Below are 20,983 nucleotides of genomic sequence, written 5' to 3'. Positions count from 1 at the left end.
ACGGCTTGCGAGACCAGGAAAGCTTCGTTCGGCTGGCGGACGAGGACCTTGACGCCATCGTCATCGATGGCGACGTCACCACCGGCGAGCTGGAACTGGAGGACCGCCAGGCGCTCCGCCGGGTCGCGGGCCTCTCCACCGAGCTGGCCGACGTCACCGAGGTCGAATACCGGCAGCTCCGGCTGGAGCGGGTGGTCCTGGTCGGCGTCTGGACGGACGGCACGGTGACCGACGCGGAGAACTCGCTCGCGGAGCTCGCCGCGCTGGCCGAGACGGCCGGTTCGCAGGTGCTCGAGGGCCTGATCCAGCGACGCAGCCGGCCGGACCCGGCCACCTACATCGGTCGGGGCAAGGTCGACGACCTCGGCTCGGTGGTCATGGCCTCCGGCGCCGACACGGTGATCTGCGACGGTGAGCTGTCCCCGTCCCAGCTACGTAACCTGGAGCAGCGCACCAAGGTCAAGGTGGTCGACCGGACCGCGTTGATCCTGGACATCTTCGCCCAGCACGCCAAGAGCCGGGAGGGTAAGGCGCAGGTCGAGCTGGCCCAGCTCGAATACCTGCTGCCCCGGCTGCGCGGCTGGGGTGAGAGCCTGTCCCGGCAGGCCGGTGGTAGCGGCCGAGGCGGCGGTGCCGGCGGTGGCGTCGGGCTCCGTGGTCCCGGTGAGACCAAGCTGGAGACCGACCGGCGCAGGATCCGGATCCGGATCTCCCGGCTCCGCCGCGAGATCAAGAACATGCGGACCGCCCGGATCACCAAGCGGGCCCGCCGGGCCCGCAACGGCGTACCGGCCGTGGCTATCGCCGGCTACACCAACGCGGGCAAGTCCAGCCTGCTCAACCGGTTGACCAACGCCGGGGTACTGGTCGAGGACGCTCTCTTCGCCACGCTGGACCCGACGACCCGCCGGGCGTACGCGGCCGACGGGCGGGTCTACACCCTGGCCGACACCGTCGGGTTCGTCCGGCACCTGCCGCACCAGATCGTCGAGGCGTTCCGCTCCACGCTGGAGGAGGTCGCCGACGCCGACCTGGTCGTGCACGTGGTGGACGGGGCACACGCCGACCCGGAGGAGCAGGTCCGGGCGGTACGCGAGGTACTGGCCGAGGTCGGTGCGGACAAGCTCCCCGAGCTGCTGGTGGTCAACAAGACCGACGCGGCGGACGAGGAGACCCTGCTCCGGTTGAAGCGGGAGTGGCCGGAGGCGGTTTTCGTCTCCGCGCGTACGGGTGGTGGCGTCGAGGACGTCCGGGCGGCGATCGAGGCCCGGCTGCCCCGCCCGGCGGTGGAGGTTCGTGCGGTACTCCCGTACGACCGCGGCGACCTGGTCGCCCGGGTGCACCGCCGGGGCGAGGTGCTCGGCACGGCGCACCTGCCGGAGGGGACGAAGCTGCACGTACGGGTGGACGAGGCCCTCGCCGCGGAGTTGGCGCCGTACCGGGAGGTAGTGGCATGACCGGCCGCCCCGTTGACCGGTGACGGAGGGTTGATCACGCCGCTTCCCCGGTTAGCGGCATCAGCATGCGACACTGGGCGGATGCGGCGAGTCCTCTCCATGGTGCTGGTTGCCTCCGGCGTGCTCGGATTGACCCTTGGCCTGGTCGGGGTCAGCCTCGGTTTCGGAGCTGTCGCGGCCTCCGCCGCTGCCGGCAAGAAGGTCTGCACCGTCACCGACGAGCGGATGACGGAACTCTCCGGCATGATCGCCACGTCGAGTGGTTACGTGATGATCAACGACGGCAGCGAGGATCCGGACCGGGAGCGGGTCTTCCTGCTGGACACCAAGTGCAAGCTGAAGAAGGCCGTCCAGTACGCGAGCAACCCGCGCGACCCGGAGGACCTCGCTCTCTCCCCCGACGGCAAGACCCTCTGGATCGCCGACACCGGTGACAACGACGCCGAGCGGCGGACCAGCGTCGTGCTCTGGAGCATGCCGCTCAGCGGTGCCACCAAGCCGGTGCTGCACCGGCTGACCTTTCCCGGCAACAAGCGGCACGACGCCGAGGCGCTGTTGATCGGCTCCGACAACGTGCCGTTGATCATTACCAAGGCCACCGGCAAGGCCGAGATCTACCGCCCGAGCGCGGCCCTGAAGAAGAACAACGACGAGGGCGTGCCGCTGGCGAAGGCCGGCGAGATCAGCCTGCCGAAGTCCTCCACCGCCAACCCGTTCGGCGGGGCTGGCCGGGTGACGATCACCGGCGGGGCCCGGTCGCCGGACGGCAGCCGGGTCGCCCTGCGTACCTACGCGGACGCCTTCGAGTGGGACGTGCAGGACGACGACCTGGTCAAGACCCTGACCACCGGGAAGCCTCGGATGACGGCCCTGGCCGACCCGTTCGGCGAGGCGGTCGCGTACACCCCCGACGGCAAGAGCTTCCTCACCGTTTCCGACGTCGCCTCGCTCGACGAGGAACTGGACGTGACGGTGCTGAGCTACACCCCGGCGAAGGAGGTGGCGGCGGCCTCGGCCGGCGGGTCCGGGGCCGACTCGACGGAGTCCGCGACGTCCTGGACCGATTCGCTGACCCTGGACGACATCACCTATCTCATCGCGGCTGTGGGGGTGCTCGGCGCCCTGCTGGTCGGGCTGGGCATCTTCGGGATCGTGCGGGCCCGCCGCCGGCCCAGGGAGGACGGCCTGGGCGCCGTCGGGCCGGACGGTGACGACATCGATCCGAGGGCCGGCCGGGAGGAGATGCCGGGCGGCGACCGGGACCGCCCCGGCGGCCGGCGCCCCGACTACGACGACGGTTCGAACTGGGGTCCGGCACGCTCCGGGGGATACGACAACGGCTACCGTTCCGACCGCCCGGCCGACGACTACGAGCCGGCCGGCCGGGGCAGGCCGGGGAGCGGCGTGTACGGCGGGAAGCCGGCCGACGGCGGGGCTGTCTACGGCGCGAAGCCGGCCGGTGGCAGTGGCGTGTACGGCGGCGGCCGTCCTCCGGGCGGTGGTGGTGGCGGTCGCCCCCAGGGGGGTGGCGGTCGACCTCAAGGCGGTAGCGGTCGCCCCCAGGGCGGTGGCGGTCGACCTCAGGGCGGTGGCGGCGGTCGCCCACCCGCTGGCGGTGGCGTCTACGGCGGGGCTCCCGCCGGCGGTGGCGCTCCGGCCGGCCGCCCCCGGGCTGGTGGCGGTGGCGGTGGCGTCTACGGCGGCCAGCCCTCCGGCGGCAACGGCAACGGTCGGGCTGGCCGCCCCGGGCCGGACGACCAGTGGGGCGGGCCGCCGCGGAGCGGCCAGAGTGCCGGGCCCCGTGCTGGCGGACCACGGGGTGGCCAGTACGGCCAGCCCCGGCAGCGGTCCGGCGGGCATCCCGACGACTACGACCACCGCTGACCCGGTCGGGCCCGACCCTCGCGGGGTGACCCCGGCGACGACCGCCGACCCACCGCACGGCAGGGCTTTACCCGCTCCCGGTCGGGCGGCGGTCTGCCTCCGGCCGGGCCATGGCATGCCGGGCCGGGCCATGTCATGCCGGGCCGGGCTGAGTGGACGAGGTTCAGCCCGGCAGCGGACCCCCACGCCGCCGGGCCCGGACCAGCACCGCGCCGGACCTCCGCCGGTGCGGGCATGGGGATGCCCCGGTGGGTGGTCGTCAGATCCGGCGGAGGACCGCCACCACCCGGCCCATGATGGTGGCGCTGTCACCGGCGATCGGGTCGAAGGCGGAGTTGGCCGGCATCAGCCAGACGTGCCCGTCCCGGCGGCGGTAGGTCTTGACCGTCGCCTCACCGTCCAGCATCGCCGCGACGATCTCTCCCGAGTTCGCGGTCGGCTGCTGGCGGACGACCACCCAGTCGCCGTCGCAGATCGCCGCGTCGAGCATCGAGTCACCCTTGACCTGGAGCATGAAGACCTCGCCCTCGCCGACCAGCTCGCGTGGGAGCGGGAAGATGTCCTCGACGGCCTGTTCGGCGAGGATCGGGCCACCGGCGGCGATCTGACCGAGCAGGGGCACGTAGGCCGGGGTGGGACGCTGGGCCCGGGCGGTCTCGTCGTCGATCATCTCGCTCGGCGGGCGCACGTCCACGGCGCGCGGGCGGTTGGGGTCGCGCCGGAGGAAGCCCTTACGCTCCAGTTCCTTGAGCTGGTAGGCCACGCTCGACGGGGAGACCAGGCCGACCGCCTCGCCGATCTCCCGGACGCTGGGCGGGTAGCCGTAGCGCTCCACCCAGTCCCGAATGAATTCGAGGATGCGGCGCTGCCGGGCGGTGAGGTCCGCGGAGACCAGGTCGGGGAAGGCGCTCACCACCGGAGTGACCGCGCGCAGCGCGGGGGCACCCTCCCGGCTCCGCGGTCCGGCCGTGCGTCGGCTGGCCCGGGTGCCTGGTACGCCGCTCTTCTGGGGCTTCTGCCGGCTCGTCCGGTCGTCGGTCGACACGTCGTCCTCCTGGTGGCGGTGGGGGTGCCTTGGCGGCTCGTGGTGCGTCGTGGCTCGGCGCCGGTCCCGTGTATTCCACGGTCCCGGCGTCGATGTTCAAAACCGTATAGGTGAGATCACACAGTTTCAAACATCTGTACGACATTCGGCGCGGCGTGTCGCCTCCGTCGGCTCGACATCGAACGCCTGTTCTGATAAACCATCGTACGTCCGTTCGTTCGAACTCCTGTTCGATCTTGGAGGTCGCGATGGGTGCGACGGGATATCCGAGGACTACCCGGGGCGGTGCGCGGCTGCGGCTCACCCGGCGGGGCCGGCTGGTCGTGACCGTGCTCCTGCTGCTCCTCGTGGCGGGACTGGCGGCGATCCTCTCGCCCGCGTCCCGGGCCGCCGACCCGCCCCGGTCGGCGGAGACCGCGGTGGTCCGGCCCGGTGACACCCTCTGGTCGGTGGCCGAGCGGCACCGGCCCAGCCAGCGGCCGTTCGCGGTGATCGACGAGATCCGCCTGCTCAACGGGCTCGACGACTACACGGTGCACGCCGGTCAGCGGCTGATCCTGCCGGCGAAGCGGTAACTGCGGTCGCTCCGTGCCGGCGAAGCGGTAACTGCGGTCGCTGCTGACGAAGCGGTAACTGCGGTCCGTGTCGGCGAAGCGGTAACCCCGTTGTCGGCGGGGCGGTTGGAAGATTTGCGGGCCGCGCCACGCCCTGTTCAACTTGACCTCGGCTGTTCGGCGACATACGGTCGACCCCTAGATGTAGTAGCGACAAGGGTGTAAGTCACCTAGAAGTTGGGGTTCCACTACCCGCAGCACTCAGGTCCGCCCAACACCGCGGGAGCCACCGAAGGTGGCTGATCCGCTGGTGTCGGCTGCCTGTGGGCGGGTCCGCCGCTCCGGCGGGCCGACAGGCGCGGTGGTCCCGGCGGTGTGAAGGAGGTTGGCGATGCGGTGTCCGTACTGCCGGCACGCCGACTCCCGGGTGGTCGACTCGCGGGAGGCCGACGACGGCCAGTTGATCCGGCGCCGGCGGGCCTGCCCGGAATGCGGCAAGCGGTTCACCACGGTCGAGGAGCCGGTGCTCGCGGTCGTCAAGCGCAGCGGGGTCACCGAGCCGTTCAGCCGGACGAAGATCATCGGCGGGGTGCGGAAGGCGTGCCAGGGCCGCCCGGTGGACGACGACGCGATCGCCCTGCTGGCCCAGCGGGTGGAGGAGACGGTCCGGGCCAAGGGCGCGGCCGAGCTTCCCAGCCACGACGTGGGGCTCGCCATCCTTGGCCCGCTGCGGGAGCTGGACGAGGTGGCCTACCTCCGCTTCGCCAGCGTGTATCGGTCGTTCGAGTCGCTGGACGACTTCGAGCGGGAGATCGACGCGCTGCGGGCGGCGGCGGTGGCTCGGAGTCGGTCGGCGGTGGACGGCGTCGGGGCTGTCCAGCCGGCGGGCGAACCAGCCAGTTAGTTCTTTCGGGTAACAGATCAGCGAGGCCGTACGACGGGAAGCGTCGTGCGTGCGTAAGGGGGCGGATGAGATGTCGGGGGAAGGTGTGACAGCAAGTAGGTCACGTACCCGGTCGGCGGCGACGGCCGGTCTGAAGGTGGAGCGCGTCTGGACCACCGAGGGGGTGCACCCGTACGACGAGGTGACCTGGGAGCGCCGGGACGTCGTCATGACGAACTGGCGGGACGGCTCGATCAACTTCGAGCAGCGGGGCGTCGAGTTCCCGGATTCGTGGAGCGTCAACGCGGCCAACATCGTCACCACCAAGTACTTCCGGGGCGCGGTCGGCACCCCGGAGCGGGAGTGGTCACTCAAGCAACTCATCGACCGGGTGGTGAAGACGTACCGGGCGGCGGGGGAGCAGCACGGCTACTTCGCCGGCCCGGCCGACGCCGAGGTCTTCGAGCACGAGCTGACCTGGATGCTGCTGCACCAGGTGTTCAGCTTCAACTCGCCGGTCTGGTTCAACGTCGGCACCGCCTCGCCGCAGCAGGTGAGCGCGTGCTTCATCCTCGCCGTCGACGACTCGATGGACTCGATCCTCGACTGGTACAAGGAGGAGGGGCTGATCTTCAAAGGCGGTTCCGGCTCCGGGGTCAACCTGTCCCGGATCCGTTCCTCCAAGGAACTGCTCTCCAGCGGTGGCACCGCCTCCGGCCCGGTCAGCTTCATGCGGGGTGCGGACGCCAGCGCCGGGACCATCAAGTCCGGCGGGGCGACCCGGCGGGCGGCCAAGATGGTCATCCTGGACGTCGACCACCCGGACGTCGAGGAGTTCGTCCTCACCAAGGCGCGTGAGGAGCACAAGATCCGCGCGCTGCGGGACGCCGGCTTCGACATGGACCTCGGCGGCTCCGACATCGTCAGCGTGCAGTACCAGAACGCCAACAACTCGGTCCGGGTCTCCGACGAGTTCATGCGGGCGGTGCAGGACGGCGGCAAGTTCGACCTGCGCGGCCGGCTGGACGGCGCGGTGATCGAGACCATCGACGCCAAGGGGCTGTTCCGGACCATCTCCCAGGCCGCCTGGGAGTGCGCCGACCCGGGCCTGCAGTACGACGACACGATCAACGACTGGCACACCTGCCCGGAGACCGGGCGGATCACCGCCTCCAACCCGTGCTCGGAGTACCTGCACCTGGACAACTCCTCGTGCAACCTGGCCTCGTTGAACCTGATGAAGTTCCTCCGCGCCGACGGCGGCTTCGAGGTCCGGAAGTTCGTCAGGTCGGTCGAGCTGGTCATCACCGCGATGGACATCTCGATCTGCTTCGCCGACTTCCCGACCGAGAAGATCGGCGAGACCACCCGGGCCTACCGGCAGCTCGGCATCGGGTACGCCAACCTCGGTGCGCTGCTGATGGCGACCGGCCACCCGTACGACTCGGAAAGCGGACGGTCCGTGGCCGCCGCGATCACCTCGCTGATGACCGGCACCGCCTACCGCCGCTCGGCCGAACTGGCCGGGGTGGTCGGCGCCTACGACGGCTACGCCCGCAACGCCGAGCCGCACAAGCGGGTGATGCGCAAGCACGCCGCCGCGAACGACGCGATCAAGCCGACCGGCACGGTCGCCACCGAGATCGTCCGCGAGGCCACCAAGCAGTGGACCCACGGCAACAAGATCGGTGACAAGTCCGGCTGGCGCAACGCCCAGGCGTCGGTGCTGGCCCCGACCGGCACCATCGGGCTGATGATGGACTGCGACACCACCGGGGTCGAGCCGGACCTGGCGCTGGTGAAGTTCAAGAAGCTGGTCGGCGGCGGCTCGATGCAGATCGTCAACCAGACGGTGCCGCGCGCCCTGCGCAGCCTCGGCTACCCCGAGGAGCAGGTCGAGGCGATCGTCGAGCACATCTCCGAACACGGCCACGTGGTCGACGCGCCCGGGTTGAAGCCGGAGCACTACGCCGTCTTCGACTGCGCGATGGGTCAGCGCTCGATCGCCCCGATGGGACACGTCCGGATGATGGCCGCGGTGCAGCCGTTCATCTCCGGCGCCATCTCCAAGACGGTCAACATGCCGGAGTCGGCGACCGTCGAGGAGGTCGAGGAGATCTACTTCGAGGGTTGGAAGCTCGGCCTCAAGGCCCTGGCGATCTACCGGGACAACTGCAAGGTCGGCCAGCCGCTCTCCGCCGCCAAGAACGAGAAGGAGAAGGCGGTCGAGCCGGCTCCGGTGGAGAAGGCGGTCGAGAAGGTCGTCGAGTACCGGCCGGTGCGCAAGCGGCTGCCGAAGAAGCGTCCCTCCGAGACGGTCTCGTTCTCGGTCGGCGGGGCCGAGGGCTACCTCACCGCCTCGTCGTACCCGGACGACGGCCTCGGCGAGGTCTTCCTGAAGATGTCGAAGCAGGGCTCGACGCTGGCCGGGGTGATGGACGCCTTCTCGGTGGCCATCTCGATCGGCCTGCAGTACGGCGTGCCGCTGGAGACGTACGTCAGCAAGTTCACCAACATGCGGTTCGAGCCGGCCGGGATGACCGACGACCCGGACATCCGGATGGCCGCCTCGGTGATGGACTACATCTTCCGCCGGCTGGCGCTGGACTTCCTGCCCTACGAGCGCCGGGCCGAGCTGGGCATCTTCACCGCCAAGGAGCGGGCCGCGCAACTGCGGGCCGAGGCCGAGGCGGAGAGTGCGGTGGACCTCGCCGCGATGGCCGCATCGGCGCCGGTGGAGACGGCCAAGCCGGAGCCGGCGGCGGAGCAGCAGGTCGAGGTGGTGGCGGAACGGCCTGCGCCGAACGTCGGCTCCTCCACCGAACTGCTGGAGGCGGTGCTCGGTACGGCTGCGGACGCCCCGCTCTGCTTCACCTGCGGCACCAAGATGCGCCCCGCCGGCAGTTGCTACGTCTGCGAGGGCTGCGGTTCGACCTCCGGTTGTAGCTGACCGGGCCGAATCGCACCTGTGGCAACGCCGAACTGCTCGATGACGACGACGGCTGGGGGGCTGGTGATCCGCGACGTGTGGATTGCGGCGCCGGCCAACGGCTGAAGAGCCGGTCCACGGCTGAAGAGGAAGCGACCGCCCGATCCCGTAAGGGGTCGGGCGGTCGCCGCGACGGGGACCTGGGCGGACCTGATCGGCGGCCGTGTGCACCGGGGGGTGGAATCTGGACTGTCGGCGACCCGGCCAGCGGGCCAGGCACCCGGTCACTGTCTTGTCCTGCAAGGCGAAATCGGGTACGCGCTGACCGGGATGGATGAGCGCGAGGCGAATGAATATGGTCGTGCCCCGGGCAGTCTGCCCGGGGCACGACCGTCATGCGCTCGTCAGGCGACGAAGGACGTCGGCCGAGAACGGCGGCGGTGAATCAGGAGCATCATTGCCCCTGCGGCGACCAGGGCCGCTCCGAGGCTCAGCAGGACACCGATCGAGGAGCCGGTGACCGGCAGGCCCGGACCCGGCGCCGGTGGTTGCGGTGGGCCCGGCGGAGGGACCGCAGCCGGACGCTGACATGTCGCTTCCGCAAGGATGACGGTTCCGACCGGAATGGTCACCGGCACACCCGCGACGGTTCCGGTCAAGGTGAAGCTGGCCTGTACGGCAATCGCGGTCGCCCCGGTCGCGGTGGTCGTCTCGACCCGGGTCACCGAAGCGTTCAGCGTGGCGCCGACGAGCCCGGCCACGACGACCGCGGTGCTGGCGTCGACCGCCGGCGTGTTCGGAGCCACCGCGACGGGCGCGCCGAACAACTCCAGTCCCACCAGGGTCGTCTCAGCGCTCTGCGCACCCACCCGTGGGCAGTTCACCGTGGCGGTGATCGCCTCCGCGGCGAGGACCGGCGTGCCGAGGATTCCAAGTGCCAGGTCGGCGATGCTGGCGTTCGCCGACGACGCGTTCGGACCGCGGGTAGCGCTGACCTGCACGACCGTGCCGGTGGCGGTGACTCCCACCGCACCGGGAAGCGCAATCGCCAGCGCCGTCGACGTGTCGGTGCCACCGGCAGCCGGGGCGGTCGCGGTACCGATGGTCGCGTTGGCGCTGACAACCTGGACACCGGCCACCGAAGCGGAGAGATCTACTACGACTCCGCGGGCCCGCGCGTCACCGGGCGCGGCCAGGGCCGGAACTGCCGGCCCCAGGCTGACCGCACCCGCGACGGCGACGCCGAGGAAAATTGCCGATGATGTTCGCCAGAAATGACGCATGTTTCCTCATTCCCCTTCAGATCCCCCCAACCATGCTTAGACCGGGAGAAATAGGTAAACCCATCTCTGCAACGAGGCGCTTCAGCGTTGGTTACGAGGCAGGCCGGCCCGCAGGGCGTCCAGGCTCTGGCAACGACCGATTCGGATACGTGTGCGGGATGGTCTTCCCGCTGTGGCGGACGACGTGTCCCATCGCGGGAGCCGGTCGACAAGCGGTCTGCTCGTCCCGCCGGTCAGCCATCAGGACGGACGGCGCCGGGCCGGATGCGATCATCGGGACATGACGATCGCCGCCCGCTACGTCGAGTTCGGCACCCGTGAGGCGCGGGGGGTGTCGCCCGCGTACGAGCGGCTCTCCCTCGCGGTCTCCCGCGACGACGAGCTGCTCGACCTGATCGGTACGCTGCCGCCCGCCAAGCAGCAACCGAACCTGCTGTTCGGAGTCGTACGGCTGCTCGGCGGTCCGGTCGAGGACCCGGCCGCGTTCCACGAGTACGCGGTGGCGAACTGGCCGGCGATCGCGGCGCAGGTGCGTACCCGGGCCACCCAGACCAACGAGGCCGGCCGGTGTGCGCTGCTGCTGCCGGTACTCAACTCCCTGCCGCAGCCGCTCGCGCTGCTGGAGGTCGGCGCCTCCGCCGGGCTCTGCCTCTACCCGGACCGTTACGCCTACCGCTACGGCGAGCACCTCGTCGGCAACGGCGAGCCGCTGCTCGACTGCGCGGCCACGTCAATGGCGCCGCCGACCCGGCTGCCCGAGGTGGTGTGGCGGGCCGGCCTGGACCTGAACCCGCTGGACGTGACCGATCCCGCCGACGTCGCCTGGCTGGAGGCCACCATCTGGCCGGAGCACGCGCACCGGCGGGCCCGGCTGTCGGCCGCGGCGGCGGTCGCCGCGGCCGAGCCGCCGCTGCTGGTCCGGGGCGACCTGGTGGACGACCTACCGGCGCTGGCCGCGCAGGCGCCGCCCGGCGCGACCCTGGTCGTCTTCCACACCGCGGTGCTCTACCAGGTGCCGGCGCCACGCCGGCAGGCCTTCGCCGAGCTGGTACGCGGGCTGCCCGGCCACTGGATCGCGAACGAGGCTCCGGAGGTGCTGCCCTACGACGGGTTGCCGGAGCCGCCGAGCGACGCGTTCTACAACGTGCTCGCACTGGACGGCAGGCCGGTCGCCTGGACCCGGGGGCACGGACAGGCGATGGTCTGGTTCGGATAGCCCCGACCCTCGATGCCCGGTCGCCAGCAGGGCGTCACGTCACCGGCATGTCCCGCATCCCGCGCAGCGGTGAGCAGACGACAAAGAGCGCGGCGCTCCAGGTGCCGAGCACACAGACCCAGAGTGCCGGGCGCAGTCCGAGCTGGCTGCCGAGTACGCCGCCGAACAGGGCGCCGAGCGGGATGACGCCGTAGCAGATCCAGAGGAACGCCGCGTTGACCCGGCCGAGCAGCCCGGCCGGGGTGACCCGCTGCCGGTACGACATCGCGGCAGCGTTGAACAGCACCGTGTTTGCGGAGAAGGCGGCCAGGCCGGTTCCGTAGAGCAGCAGCCCCCAACCCGGCCGGGCCAGCGGCAGCAGCAGGTAGAGCGGTCCGGGCGCGGCCATGGCGACCCAGATGATCCGGGCGGACCCGATCCGCCTGGACAGCCGCCGCGCGGCGGCGCCGGCCGCCAGGCCGCCGAGGGCGCTTCCCGCGTAGACCAAACCGACCAGTACCGGCGTGGCGTGCAGCTCCCGGACCATGAAGGTGATCTCGATCGAACCCGACGCCATCACGAAGAAGTTCGAGGTAGTGGTGCAGGCCAGGATGCCGAGCAGGATCCGTTGCCGCCGGATGAAGCCGAGCCCACCGGTGAGCGCGACCCGCAGCGGCACCCGGTCCTCGGTCCATCCGGCACCTCGCCGGCCGGCCGGCCCGGGCCGGAGAAGGGCGAGCGTCACCGCGCTCACCAGGAAGGCGAGCGCGTTGCCGACGAAGGTCCTGGCGGCGCCGCCGAGGGCGATCAGCGCGCCGCCGAGGCTCACCCCGACGAGTTCGGCGAACTCCTGGCTCATCCCGAGTTTGCCGTTCGCTTCGACGAGCTGGCCGGCGGGTACGAGCCCCGGCAGGCTGCTCCGGTAGGCCACCGTGAACAGCACGGTGAGTGCGCCGGAGAGCCCGACGACCGCGTACAGGTAGCCCAGGGTCAGCCCTCCGAGCAGGGCGACCACCGGCAACGACAGCATCAGCGCCATCCGGGCCAGATCGCAGACGATCATCACCCGCCGCTGGTCGACCTGGTCCGCGAGGACCCCGGCCGGCAGCGAGAAGAAGAGGTACGGCAACCAGGCGATCGTCGTGAGCAGGGAGATCTGGAACACGCTGGCCCGCAGGTCGTTGGCGGCGAGCAGCGGTACGGCGATCCCGGAGATTCTGGTCCCCAGCTCGCTGACGGTCTGACCACTCCACAGCAGCATGAAGTTCCGGTTGCGCCACAGCGAGGGCTGCTCCGCCGTCCCGGGCGTCGAGGGTCGTGCCAGTTGCTGGGTCACCGATCCACCCGTCGGTACGGCTCGTGGCCTCCGCTGGCCTCGGCCTGCAACACGGCCGCCGTCTTCGGTCGACCGCGCCGGGAGACGGTTGGCAACGCTACCGTTGATCTTGGTGTTCGGATACCGAATTTGGCCTCGGCCGGGCCGGGGAACCAGCCGCTGGCCGGGGCGGACGGCGGGATGTCGTAGGGTCGGCGCGATGGACGGTCCGGGGGAGCAGGCGAGGGGACGGCGCCTGCCGTTGGCACCCCGACCGCTCGACCAGCCGCACCCGTCCCGGCTCCCGCTGACGCACCCGGACCGGGAGCGGATCCTCGCCGCCCACGCCGCCGCGCTCGCGGCCGGCGAGGCTGGCTATCCCGACCCGGGCACCGGGCTCTTCGTGCTCACCGCGGGGTTTCTGGCCCGGCGTGGCACCTGCTGCGGGCGTGGTTGCCGGCACTGCCCGTACCTGGACGACCCGGTGCCACCGGTCGGCTGAGCCGGGCCACCCCGTGCGGCCGCGCTGCCACCGCGTTCGTCAAGACGATCGAGGAGCCTCCGCAACCCGGACCGGTTCCGGGTGGTCGCGCTCGGCCGGAACGAGCGGCGGAGCGCAGCCGTGCGGGCGGGCGACGGGCGGGAGCCGTGCGGGCGGGCGGTGGGCGGGAGCCGCGCGGGCGAGCGGGAGCGGCGCGGGCGGGCGGGAGCGGCGCGGGCGAGCCGTTCACCGGAGTCGCGCGGGCGACGGTGGGATGCGGGGTTTCGCCGGGCGCGCCGAACCCGTACGGTGTCCGACGGATTCCCCGGCGCTCGGGCCGGGCGGGTGGGAGGTGCGAGGTGCGCGGACGACTCTGCCTGATTGGTGCCGGTTTGCTGCTGCTCGCCGGGTGTGCCGAGGAGGCCACGCCGCAGTCGGTCGGCCCGGCGCCGAAGGTGGTCCGGCTGCCGGCGTCGGCTGCCGGCGGCGCCTGCCAGCTACTGGAGTACCCGGCGATCGAGCAGGCCATCGGCACCAGGTTCGAGGTGGCGGCGGCGAGCCGGCACGGCAAGACGGACACCTGCGTGCTGCGCGGCGAGGCCGAGGCCCGACCCGAACTCACGCTGTCGGTGACCCCGACCACGGCCGACGCGTCGATCTTCGCCGACGAGGTCGTTCCGAGCGGCGGCAAGACCGTCAAGGGGCTCGGCAAGGCCGCCTACCGTGCCACGACGGCCCCGGCGAAGAGCGTCGGAAGTGCGGTCGAGGTGGGCTGGCTCGCCGGCAACGGCCGGTTGGTCAGCCTCCGCTTCACCTTCGCGGCCGGGGAGGACGAGGCCCAGGCCGACGCTCTCGCGCCCAAGCTGATCAACCTGGCGAAGAAGATCGACACCAGCAGCCTCTGACCATCGCGGGCCGGAGCCGGCGGGTGAGCCGGAACCGGCCGGTGGGTCGGCGGGTGCGGTGTACCGCCCCGCCGGGGAGGTCGGGCAGCCGCGCTGGTGTGCAGGCGGTGCGGCTGGGCGTCAGTGCGCGGCGACGAAGACCCGGGAGGCGACCTCCCGGGGCAGCCGTACCTTGTCGCCGGAGCGGTCGATGGTGACCCCGTCACGCTCCTGGGCCACCGTCACCATCGCGCCCGGGTCGACTCCGGCAGCGTGCAACTGCCGCAACACGTCGCCGTCCTTCTGGACGCTCTCGCAGATCCGGCGGACCACCACCGGACCGCTCAGGCCGGGGAAGGCGAGATTGCGTTCACCCTCGGTGACTGTTTCGACCGTGACGTCCGGGTTGGGGCTCAGCGCCTCCAGCCCCGGGATCGGGTTGCCGTACGGCGACCGGGTGGGCCGGTCGAGCAGCTCGTAGACCTTTTTCTCCACCGAGTCGCTCATCACGTGCTCCCAGCGGCAGGCCTCCTCGTGGGCCTCCTCGTAGGGCATCCCGATCACGTTGACGAGCAGGAGCTCGGCCAGCCGGTGCTTGCGCATCACCGAGATCGCCTGCGTCCGGCCGAGCGCGGTGAGCTGGAGGTGCCGGTCGTCCTCGACGGTCAGCAGGCCGTCGCGCTCCATCCGGGCCACGGTCTGGCTGACGGTCGGACCACTCTGGCGCAGCCGCTCGGCGATCCGGGCACGCAGCGGCGGCACCCCCTCCTCTTCCAGCTCGAGGATGGTGCGCAGGTACATCTCGGTGGTGTCAACGAGATCATTCATCAGTTACCACCTATCTCCGCTGGTAACTGTGCAATCGGTGGTGTCGACTAGGTCGTTCACGTCAGTGGTCCTCCCGATCACGATGGTACCTCGGGGCACCGATATTCAGTGTCGCCGAGCCGGGCGCTTCCGTGCCGGATGGTGTTGACTGGACGCCGTGTCCGTACCGGGTGACCTCCTCGTCGACGTGACCGGGCTCGCCGCCGAACTGGCGTCCGCCGAGCCGCCGGTCGTACTGGATGTCCGCTGGCGGCTCGTCGGACCGCCCGGCCGCACGGACTACCTGGCCGGGCACCTCCCCGGCGCGGTCTTCGTCGACCTGGACACCGAGCTGTCCGGGCCGCCCGGCGAGGGTGGCCGGCATCCGCTGCCCGACCCGGCGGCGTTGCAGCGGGTGCTCCGCGCGGCCGGTGTCCGGGCCGGCTGGCCGGTGGTGGTCTACGACGGCGGCGACGGGATGGCGGCGGCCCGGGCCTGGTGGACGCTGCGCTGGGCCGGGCATGCCGAGGTCCGGGTGCTCGACGGCGGCTTCCCGGCGTGGGCCGGGGCCGGGCTGCCGGTCACTACCGAGCCGCCGGCACTGACGCCGGGGAACGTGACCGTACGCCCGGGTGGCATGCCGGTGCTGGATGCCGGCTCGGCCGCCGAGATGGCGGCGGGCGGGGTGCTGGTCGACGTCCGGACGGCGGCGCGCTACCGGGGTGAGACCGAGCCCGTCGATTCGGTAGCCGGGCACATTCCCGGTGCGGTGAACGTGCCGGCGACCGAGTACGTCGGGGTGGACGGCAGGTTGCCGGCCGCCGAGGCGCTGCGGGCCCGGTTCGCCGAGGCGGGCGTCCGGCCCGGGGTGCGGGTCGGCGCCTACTGCGGCTCCGGGGTGACCGCCGCGCAGGCGGTGCTCGCCCTGCACCGGGCCGGATATCCCGAGGCGGCCCTCTACGTCGGGTCGTGGAGCCACTGGATCACCGATCCGGAGCGGCCGGTGGCGCTCGGCACCGACCCGGCGCCGGCCGGCTCCTGAGCCCGTCGGGTCGCGGTAGCGGCGCGCGGCGCTCCGGGTACGTGGTCGCGGGTGGTCGTCGGTGGCCGTGCGACGATGAACGCCATGTCGGACGACACGGTGGTGGTCTGGGACGAGAGTCTGCTGACGTACGACCTGGGTGACCACCCACTCGACCCGGTACGGGTGGAACTGACCCTGGCCCTGGCCCGGGAACTCGGCATTCTGGACCGCCCCGGCGTACGCGTGGTGGCGCCCACCCCGGCCGACGACACGGCCCTGGCCCGGGTGCACCGGCCGGACTACCTCGACGCGGTCCGGGCGGCGCCGAGCGACCCACTCTTCTCCGGATACGGCCTCGGTACGCCGGACAACCCGATCTTCGACGGGATGCACGAGTCCAGCGCCCTGGTGGCCGGGGCGAGCCTGGCGGCGGCCGAGGCGGTCTGGCGGGGTGAGGCCCGGCGGGCGGTCAACGTGGCCGGTGGGCTGCACCACGCGATGCCCAGCCGGGCGGCCGGGTTCTGCGTCTACAACGACCCGGCGGTGGCCATCGCCCGACTGCTCGACCTCGGCGCCGAGCGGGTGGCCTACGTGGACGTCGACGTGCACCACGGTGACGGCGTGCAGGAGGTCTTCTACCCCGACCCCCGGGTGTTGACGATCAGCCTGCACGAGACGCCGTTGGCGCTCTTTCCCGGCACCGGGTTCTCCGACGAGACCGGCGGCCCGGGGGCCGAGGGGAGCGCGGTCAACCTGCCGCTGCCGCCCGGCACCGGTGACGCGGGTTGGTTGCGTGGCTTCCACGCCACCGTTCCGGCGCTGCTGCGCGCGTTCCGGCCGCAGATCCTGGTCACCCAGTGCGGTGCGGACAGTCACCGGCTCGATCCGCTGGCCGATCTGCGGCTGAGCGTGGACGGGCAGCGGGCGAGCTATCTGGCACTGCGGGCGCTGGCCGACGAACTCTGCGAGGGGCGCTGGGTGGCCACCGGCGGTGGCGGCTACGCGCTGGTCGAGGTGGTACCCCGGGCCTGGACGCACCTGCTCGCGGTGGCCACCGGTGAGCCGGTCGACCCGGCCGCGCTGACTCCGCCGGCCTGGCGGGCGCTGGCCAAGGCCCGCCGTCCGGAGCGTGAGGTACCGCTGCGGATGACCGACGATGCGGACGGCTCGTACGAGCCGTGGCAGCCGACCGGCGAGCCGGACGCGGTGGACCGGGCGATCATGGCGACCCGCAAGGCGGTCTTTCCGCTGCACGGCCTCGACCCGCAGGATCCGGCGCTCTGATACCGACTGTGGCCAGAGCTTCGGACCTGGCTGACGCGAGCCCCGGAGTTGGCCGACGACAGTGTGGCCGGGTCCGGCCCGGCGACACCTGGGCTCCCGGATTCGGCCCCGGCGACCGGCCCGGACCTGCGGCACGCTCGCCGCTCGGGGTGCAGGCCACCCTGGACGCCGAGGCCGGCACCCTGGTCACCGCGCCCGGAGTAGGGTGACCCCTGCTCCGGTTGTCGCAAAACCGTCTCGAATTAGTATTGGAAACCGTCTCGTTATGGCTCGGGGTGGGTCGGATCGGTGACCCGCAGGTGCCGGTAGAGGGTGGCCCGGGAGACGCCCAGACTGGCGGCGATCTGGTCCACGGTGTGCAGGCCGGCGCCGTGCAGCGCGCGGGCCGTCCGCACCTGTTCGGCGCTGAGCCCGGGCGGTCGTCCCGCCCGGCGCCGACGGCCGGGCCGGACCCGCTCCGGACCCGGGTGCCGGCCTCCTGCCTCGCCCTCCGGGCCGGGGTGCCGGCCTCCGGACAGCTCGTCGGCCCGGCCGGTACGTGCTACCGGCACCGGGCCGGTGCCGCCGTGCCGCGCGTCGCCGACCGGCACCACCTCGGACGTCCTGGCTGGTGCAAGGGGTGGCGCGGCCGGCTCCGGCTCGGCCGGTCGGGCGGGCGGAGCCGCCCCGGGCGGTGCCGGCCCACCGGATGGCGGTGCCGGGTCGCGGAGGAGCCGGACGGCCCCGTCGAGCAGCGCCGCCCGTAGTTCGTCGTCCGGCATGTCGGCGAAGAAGACGATCGGGTCGCCGAGCATCCCGGTCGCCTGGATGGCGCGGATCCGTCCCAGTCGGGTCGCGTCCGGCCCGGCGACCAGGTCGTGCGCCTGGGTGGCGAGCCGCATGATCCGGGCGTACGTGCTGCCCCGGGCCAGCAGCGTCATGTCGTGATAGAGCGTCCCCAGTGGACGGCGGTGCCGCAGCAGGGTGTCGAGCCAGCCCTCCAGCGCCGCCCAGCGGGCCGCCGGCCAGGGCAGCCGGGCCGCCCGGTCCAGCGCCGCCTCCAGGTCGGAGACGAGCGGCTCGGCCAGCGCCACCAGCAGGTGCTCCTTGCTGGGGTAGTGGTAGAGGATGCCCGCCTTGGTCAGTCCCAGCCGGTCGGCGATCTGCCGCAGCGAGGTGCGCTGGTAACCCTGCGCCCCGAACAGGTCGAGGGCGGTACGCAGGATCCGGCTCCGGGTGTCGGGGGCGGGCGGGCGGTCCATCCGCCCAGCGTACCGGCCACTGACCGTCGATCAGGAATCTGTGACGGTCGTCCTACCATCGGTCAGTACACTGGGGACCGAGGCACCGTCACGATCTGGCTCGACGCGCCGTCCAGGCTGGGGACGACGTGGAATCGGCAACTAACAAGGGAGCGTCATGACCGCGATCTCGGTGGCCGGCCTGGTGAAGACCTTCGGGGCCACCCGCGCGCTGGACGAACTGGACCTGACCGTCCGGTCCGGTGAGGTGCACGGGTTCCTCGGGCCGAACGGGGCGGGCAAGTCCACCACCATCCGGATCCTGCTCGGCCTGCTCCGCAAGGACGCGGGCGAGGTCGGCGTACTGGGTGGTGATCCCTGGCGGGACGCCGTGTCGCTGCACCGCCGGCTGGCGTACGTGCCCGGCGACGTGAACCTCTGGCCCAACCTCTCCGGCGGGGAGGCGATCGACCTCTTCGGCGCGCTGCGCGGCGGCCTGGACCGGGCCCGCCGGGACGAGCTGTTGCAGCGCTTCGACCTCGATCCGACCAAGAAGTGCCGCACCTACTCCAAGGGCAACCGGCAGAAGGTGGCGATCGTCGCCGCGTTCGCCTCCGACGTCGAACTGCTGGTGCTCGACGAGCCGACCTCCGGGCTGGACCCGTTGATGGAGGCGGTCTTCCGGGAGTACGTCGCCGCGATGCGCGACGCGGGCAAGACCGTCCTGCTCTCCAGCCACGTGATGTCCGAGGTGGAGGCGCTCTGCGACCGGGTCAGCATCATCCGGGCCGGCCGTACGGTCGAGTCCGGGACCCTGGCCGAACTGCGCCACCTGACCCGGACCCCGATGACGGTCGAGACGGAACGTCCGGTGGACGGGCTCGCCGACCTGGCCGGGGTGCACGCGGTGGCCGTCTCCGGCTCGACCACCCGGTTCGAGGTCGAGTCCGGCACCCTCGACCCGGTGCTGGCCCACCTCGCCCGGTTCGGCGTACGGGCGCTGACCAGTACGCCGCCGACGCTGGAGGAGCTGTTCATGCGGCATTACGGCGACGGATCCGGTACCGCCCCCGCCCGGCGTCCGGTGCCGGCCGGTGCCCGATGAGCGCGTTCACCGGCACCGCCCGGCTGACCCGGCTCGCGCTGCGCCGGGACCGGGTGAGGCTCCTGGTCTGGGCGCTGGCCCTGCCGGCGGTCGGCGCCGCGGTCGCGCAGAGCGTCTCCGGCATCTACGGCACCGAGTCCGACCGGATCGGCTACGCCACCACCAGCGCCGCGAGCGTGGTCGCGCGGGCGTTCAACGGCCCGGTCTCCGGACCGAGTCTCGGGTCGGTGGTCACCGCCGAGGCGTACACGATGCTGGCCCTGCTCGCCGCGTTGCTCAGCACCTTCGCGGTGGTCCGGCACACCCGGCAGAACGAGGAGACCGGCCGGGCCGAGCTGCTCGGCTCGGCGGTGGTCGGCCGGCACGCCCCGCTCACCGCGGCCCTGTTCACCACGGTGGCCGCCAACCTGGTCAGCGGGCTGCTGCTCGCCCTGGTGCTGGTCGCCGGTGACCTTCCGGCGGCCGGCTCGCTCGCCCTCGGCGCGGCGATCGCCGGGATCGGGGTCTCGTTCGCGGCGGTCGCCGCGGTGACCGCCCAGATCTCCGGTACGGCGCGCGGCGCGAACGGCATGGCGGCGGCCGCCGTCGGGCTCGCCTTCCTGCTCCGGGCCGCCGGAGACGCCTGGGGGACCGTCACGGCCGACGGGATGGGGGTGGTCAGCGCCTGGCCGTCCTGGCTCTCCCCGCTCGGCTGGGCCAACCAGGTCCAGCCGTTCGGCGGCAACCGCTGGCCGGTGCTGGCCCTGACGGTCGGTTTCGCGCTGCTCGCCGTCGGTACGGCGTTCGTGCTGACCGCCCACCGCGACCTGGGCAGCGGGGTACTGGCGGTCCGCCGTGGGCCGGCAGCGGCGGCCAGCGGACTGCTCAGCCCGGGCGGCCTGGCCTGGCGGTTGCAGCGTGGCGTGGTGCTCGGCTGGGCGATCGGCGTCGTGGTGATGGGGCTGTCGATGGGTTCGGTCGGTGACCAACTGGACAGCTTCGTCGGCGAGAACGAGGCCGCCAGCGAGCTGATCGCCCAGCTCGGCGGCACCGAGGAGCTGGTCGACGCGTTCCTGGGCACCATGATGGCGATGTTCGCGCTCGCGGTGGCCGGCTTCGCGGTGCAGGCGGTGCTGCGGCTGCGGACCGAGGAGGCGGCCGGAACCCTGGAGGGAGTGCTCGCCACGGCGGTCAGCCGGCCCCGCTGGCTGCTCAGCCACCTGCTCTGGGCCGCGCTCGGCGCGGTCGTCCTGCTGGCGCTGGCCGGCGCCAGCACCGGGCTGGGCTACGGCCTGGTCAGCGGCGACGTGCCCGGCGAGGTGGCCCGGCTCACCGTGGCCGGACTGGTCCAGGCGCCGGCGGCGCTGGTCCTCGCCGGCCTGGTGGTGGTGCTCTTCGGGCTGCTGCCCCGACTGTCGGTGGCGCTGTCCTGGTCGGGCTTCCTGCTCTGCGTCCTGCTGGGCCAGCTCGGCGTGCTGCTGGAGCTGCCGCAGCCGGTGCTGAACCTGTCGCCGTTCACCCACCTGCCGGCGGTGCCGGCCGCCGACCCGAGCGCCACCCCACTGGTGGTGCTGCTCGCCGTCGCGGTCGCGCTGACCGGGCTCGGCCTGGCCACGTTCCGCCGCCGGGACCTGGCGATCGGCTGAGCCGGACG

At 72.2% G+C, this 20,983-nt stretch carries 18 protein-coding genes; 13 read left to right on the top strand and 5 right to left on the bottom strand.

The genetic code is table 11. The annotated features are described in order from the left end of the window. Positions 1-5 precede the first annotated feature (5 nt). Positions 6-1,457 carry a GTPase HflX gene (gene hflX / locus ACQEVC_RS44085; protein WP_432890386.1) on the top strand — a complete coding sequence of 484 codons (1,452 nt, stop codon included), beginning with the start codon at positions 6-8 and terminating at the stop codon, positions 1,455-1,457. Between the two features lie 81 nt (positions 1,458-1,538). Next, positions 1,539-3,341 carry a hypothetical protein gene (locus ACQEVC_RS44080; protein WP_432890383.1) on the top strand — a complete coding sequence of 601 codons (1,803 nt, stop codon included), beginning with the start codon at positions 1,539-1,541 and terminating at the stop codon, positions 3,339-3,341. 259 nt (positions 3,342-3,600) lie between these two features. Here the strand turns inward: ACQEVC_RS44080 and lexA are convergent, their stop codons facing one another. Beyond that, a complete protein-coding gene (gene lexA / locus ACQEVC_RS44075; RefSeq protein ID WP_318395190.1) occupies positions 3,601-4,386 on the bottom strand; it encodes a transcriptional repressor LexA in 786 nt (261 codons plus the stop codon). A gap of 248 nt (positions 4,387-4,634) precedes the next feature. Here lexA and ACQEVC_RS44070 point away from each other — a divergent pair, with 248 nt between their 5' ends. The 3 genes from ACQEVC_RS44070 to ACQEVC_RS44060 all read left to right on the top strand — a co-directional run bounded on the left by ACQEVC_RS44070 (position 4,635) and on the right by ACQEVC_RS44060 (position 8,773). Beyond that, complete coding sequence (locus tag ACQEVC_RS44070) at positions 4,635-4,961, top strand: LysM peptidoglycan-binding domain-containing protein (RefSeq protein ID WP_432890379.1); 327 nt, start codon at positions 4,635-4,637, stop codon at positions 4,959-4,961. 370 nt (positions 4,962-5,331) lie between these two features. Next, positions 5,332-5,844 carry a transcriptional regulator NrdR gene (gene nrdR / locus ACQEVC_RS44065; RefSeq protein ID WP_318395188.1) on the top strand — a complete coding sequence of 171 codons (513 nt, stop codon included), beginning with the start codon at positions 5,332-5,334 and terminating at the stop codon, positions 5,842-5,844. 70 nt (positions 5,845-5,914) lie between these two features. Further along, positions 5,915-8,773, top strand: a complete 2,859-nt coding sequence (locus ACQEVC_RS44060; protein WP_432890377.1) for a vitamin B12-dependent ribonucleotide reductase — start codon at positions 5,915-5,917, stop codon at positions 8,771-8,773. A 383-nt stretch (positions 8,774-9,156) separates the two neighbouring features. On the opposite strand, the gene ACQEVC_RS44055 is transcribed toward ACQEVC_RS44060, so the two are convergent. Then, positions 9,157-10,035 carry a hypothetical protein gene (locus ACQEVC_RS44055; protein ID WP_432890374.1) on the bottom strand — a complete coding sequence of 293 codons (879 nt, stop codon included), beginning with the start codon at positions 10,033-10,035 and terminating at the stop codon, positions 9,157-9,159. Between the two features lie 280 nt (positions 10,036-10,315). Here ACQEVC_RS44055 and ACQEVC_RS44050 point away from each other — a divergent pair, with 280 nt between their 5' ends. Continuing rightward, entirely contained in the window at positions 10,316-11,251 is a 936-nt protein-coding gene (locus ACQEVC_RS44050; protein ID WP_432890371.1) for a DUF2332 domain-containing protein, read from the top strand. Between the two features lie 34 nt (positions 11,252-11,285). Here the strand turns inward: ACQEVC_RS44050 and ACQEVC_RS44045 are convergent, their stop codons facing one another. Then, positions 11,286-12,566 carry an MFS transporter gene (locus tag ACQEVC_RS44045; RefSeq protein WP_432890368.1) on the bottom strand — a complete coding sequence of 427 codons (1,281 nt, stop codon included), beginning with the start codon at positions 12,564-12,566 and terminating at the stop codon, positions 11,286-11,288. A gap of 199 nt (positions 12,567-12,765) precedes the next feature. On the opposite strand from ACQEVC_RS44045, the gene ACQEVC_RS44040 reads away from it, so the two are divergent. Together ACQEVC_RS44040 and ACQEVC_RS44035 are read left to right on the top strand one after the other, a co-directional pair. Further along, complete coding sequence (locus ACQEVC_RS44040) at positions 12,766-13,047, top strand: DUF5522 domain-containing protein (RefSeq protein ID WP_432890366.1); 282 nt, start codon at positions 12,766-12,768, stop codon at positions 13,045-13,047. 338 nt (positions 13,048-13,385) lie between these two features. Then, positions 13,386-13,931: a hypothetical protein gene (locus tag ACQEVC_RS44035; protein ID WP_432890363.1), complete on the top strand. Its 546-nt coding sequence runs from the start codon at positions 13,386-13,388 to the stop codon at positions 13,929-13,931. Between the two features lie 120 nt (positions 13,932-14,051). On the opposite strand, the gene ACQEVC_RS44030 is transcribed toward ACQEVC_RS44035, so the two are convergent. Next, positions 14,052-14,738, bottom strand: a complete 687-nt coding sequence (locus ACQEVC_RS44030) for a metal-dependent transcriptional regulator (RefSeq protein WP_432890360.1) — start codon at positions 14,736-14,738, stop codon at positions 14,052-14,054. Positions 14,739-14,895: 157 nt separating this feature from the next. On the opposite strand from ACQEVC_RS44030, the gene ACQEVC_RS44025 reads away from it, so the two are divergent. The 3 genes from ACQEVC_RS44025 to ACQEVC_RS44015 all read left to right on the top strand — a co-directional run bounded on the left by ACQEVC_RS44025 (position 14,896) and on the right by ACQEVC_RS44015 (position 17,234). Further along, entirely contained in the window at positions 14,896-15,759 is an 864-nt protein-coding gene (locus ACQEVC_RS44025) for a sulfurtransferase (protein WP_432890357.1), read from the top strand. Between the two features lie 84 nt (positions 15,760-15,843). Further along, complete coding sequence (locus ACQEVC_RS44020) at positions 15,844-17,025, top strand: acetoin utilization protein AcuC (protein WP_432890354.1); 1,182 nt, start codon at positions 15,844-15,846, stop codon at positions 17,023-17,025. An 8-nt stretch (positions 17,026-17,033) separates the two neighbouring features. Continuing rightward, entirely contained in the window at positions 17,034-17,234 is a 201-nt protein-coding gene (locus tag ACQEVC_RS44015; RefSeq protein ID WP_432890351.1) for a hypothetical protein, read from the top strand. Positions 17,235-17,288: 54 nt separating this feature from the next. On the opposite strand, the gene ACQEVC_RS44010 is transcribed toward ACQEVC_RS44015, so the two are convergent. Then, on the bottom strand, positions 17,289-18,266 hold the full coding sequence (locus ACQEVC_RS44010; RefSeq protein ID WP_432890348.1) for a TetR family transcriptional regulator: 978 nt from the start codon (positions 18,264-18,266) through the stop codon (positions 17,289-17,291). Positions 18,267-18,423: 157 nt separating this feature from the next. On the opposite strand from ACQEVC_RS44010, the gene ACQEVC_RS44005 reads away from it, so the two are divergent. Together ACQEVC_RS44005 and ACQEVC_RS44000 are read left to right on the top strand one after the other, a co-directional pair. Beyond that, complete coding sequence (locus tag ACQEVC_RS44005) at positions 18,424-19,350, top strand: ABC transporter ATP-binding protein (protein WP_432890345.1); 927 nt, start codon at positions 18,424-18,426, stop codon at positions 19,348-19,350. Continuing rightward, positions 19,347-20,975 carry an ABC transporter permease gene (locus ACQEVC_RS44000; RefSeq protein WP_432890342.1) on the top strand — a complete coding sequence of 543 codons (1,629 nt, stop codon included), beginning with the start codon at positions 19,347-19,349 and terminating at the stop codon, positions 20,973-20,975. The genes ACQEVC_RS44005 and ACQEVC_RS44000 overlap by 4 nt, the downstream gene beginning before the upstream one ends. Positions 20,976-20,983 lie beyond the last annotated feature (8 nt).

Source organism: Plantactinospora sp. CA-294935, from assembly GCF_050936445.1.
Taxonomy (GTDB): domain Bacteria; phylum Actinomycetota; class Actinomycetes; order Mycobacteriales; family Micromonosporaceae; genus Plantactinospora.
Note: the sequence above shows the minus strand (reverse complement) of the source record. Positions and strands in the feature narration are given on the sequence as shown.

Excerpts from the sequence above, each read along its gene's own strand:
- ACQEVC_RS44080 (WP_432890383.1), top strand. The coding sequence starts at position 1,539 with ATGCGGCGAGTCCTCTCCATGGTGCTGGTTGCCTCCGGCGTGCTCGGA.
- ACQEVC_RS44070 (WP_432890379.1), top strand. The coding sequence starts at position 4,635 with ATGGGTGCGACGGGATATCCGAGGACTACCCGGGGCGGTGCGCGGCTG.
- nrdR (WP_318395188.1), top strand. The coding sequence starts at position 5,332 with ATGCGGTGTCCGTACTGCCGGCACGCCGACTCCCGGGTGGTCGACTCG.
- ACQEVC_RS44060 (WP_432890377.1), top strand. The coding sequence starts at position 5,915 with ATGTCGGGGGAAGGTGTGACAGCAAGTAGGTCACGTACCCGGTCGGCG.
- ACQEVC_RS44055 (WP_432890374.1), bottom strand. The coding sequence starts at position 10,035 with ATGCGTCATTTCTGGCGAACATCATCGGCAATTTTCCTCGGCGTCGCC.
- ACQEVC_RS44050 (WP_432890371.1), top strand. The coding sequence starts at position 10,316 with ATGACGATCGCCGCCCGCTACGTCGAGTTCGGCACCCGTGAGGCGCGG.
- ACQEVC_RS44040 (WP_432890366.1), top strand. The coding sequence starts at position 12,766 with ATGGACGGTCCGGGGGAGCAGGCGAGGGGACGGCGCCTGCCGTTGGCA.
- ACQEVC_RS44030 (WP_432890360.1), bottom strand. The coding sequence starts at position 14,738 with ATGAATGATCTCGTTGACACCACCGAGATGTACCTGCGCACCATCCTC.
- ACQEVC_RS44020 (WP_432890354.1), top strand. The coding sequence starts at position 15,844 with ATGTCGGACGACACGGTGGTGGTCTGGGACGAGAGTCTGCTGACGTAC.
- ACQEVC_RS44010 (WP_432890348.1), bottom strand. The coding sequence starts at position 18,266 with ATGGACCGCCCGCCCGCCCCCGACACCCGGAGCCGGATCCTGCGTACC.
- ACQEVC_RS44005 (WP_432890345.1), top strand. The coding sequence starts at position 18,424 with ATGACCGCGATCTCGGTGGCCGGCCTGGTGAAGACCTTCGGGGCCACC.
- ACQEVC_RS44000 (WP_432890342.1), top strand. The coding sequence starts at position 19,347 with ATGAGCGCGTTCACCGGCACCGCCCGGCTGACCCGGCTCGCGCTGCGC.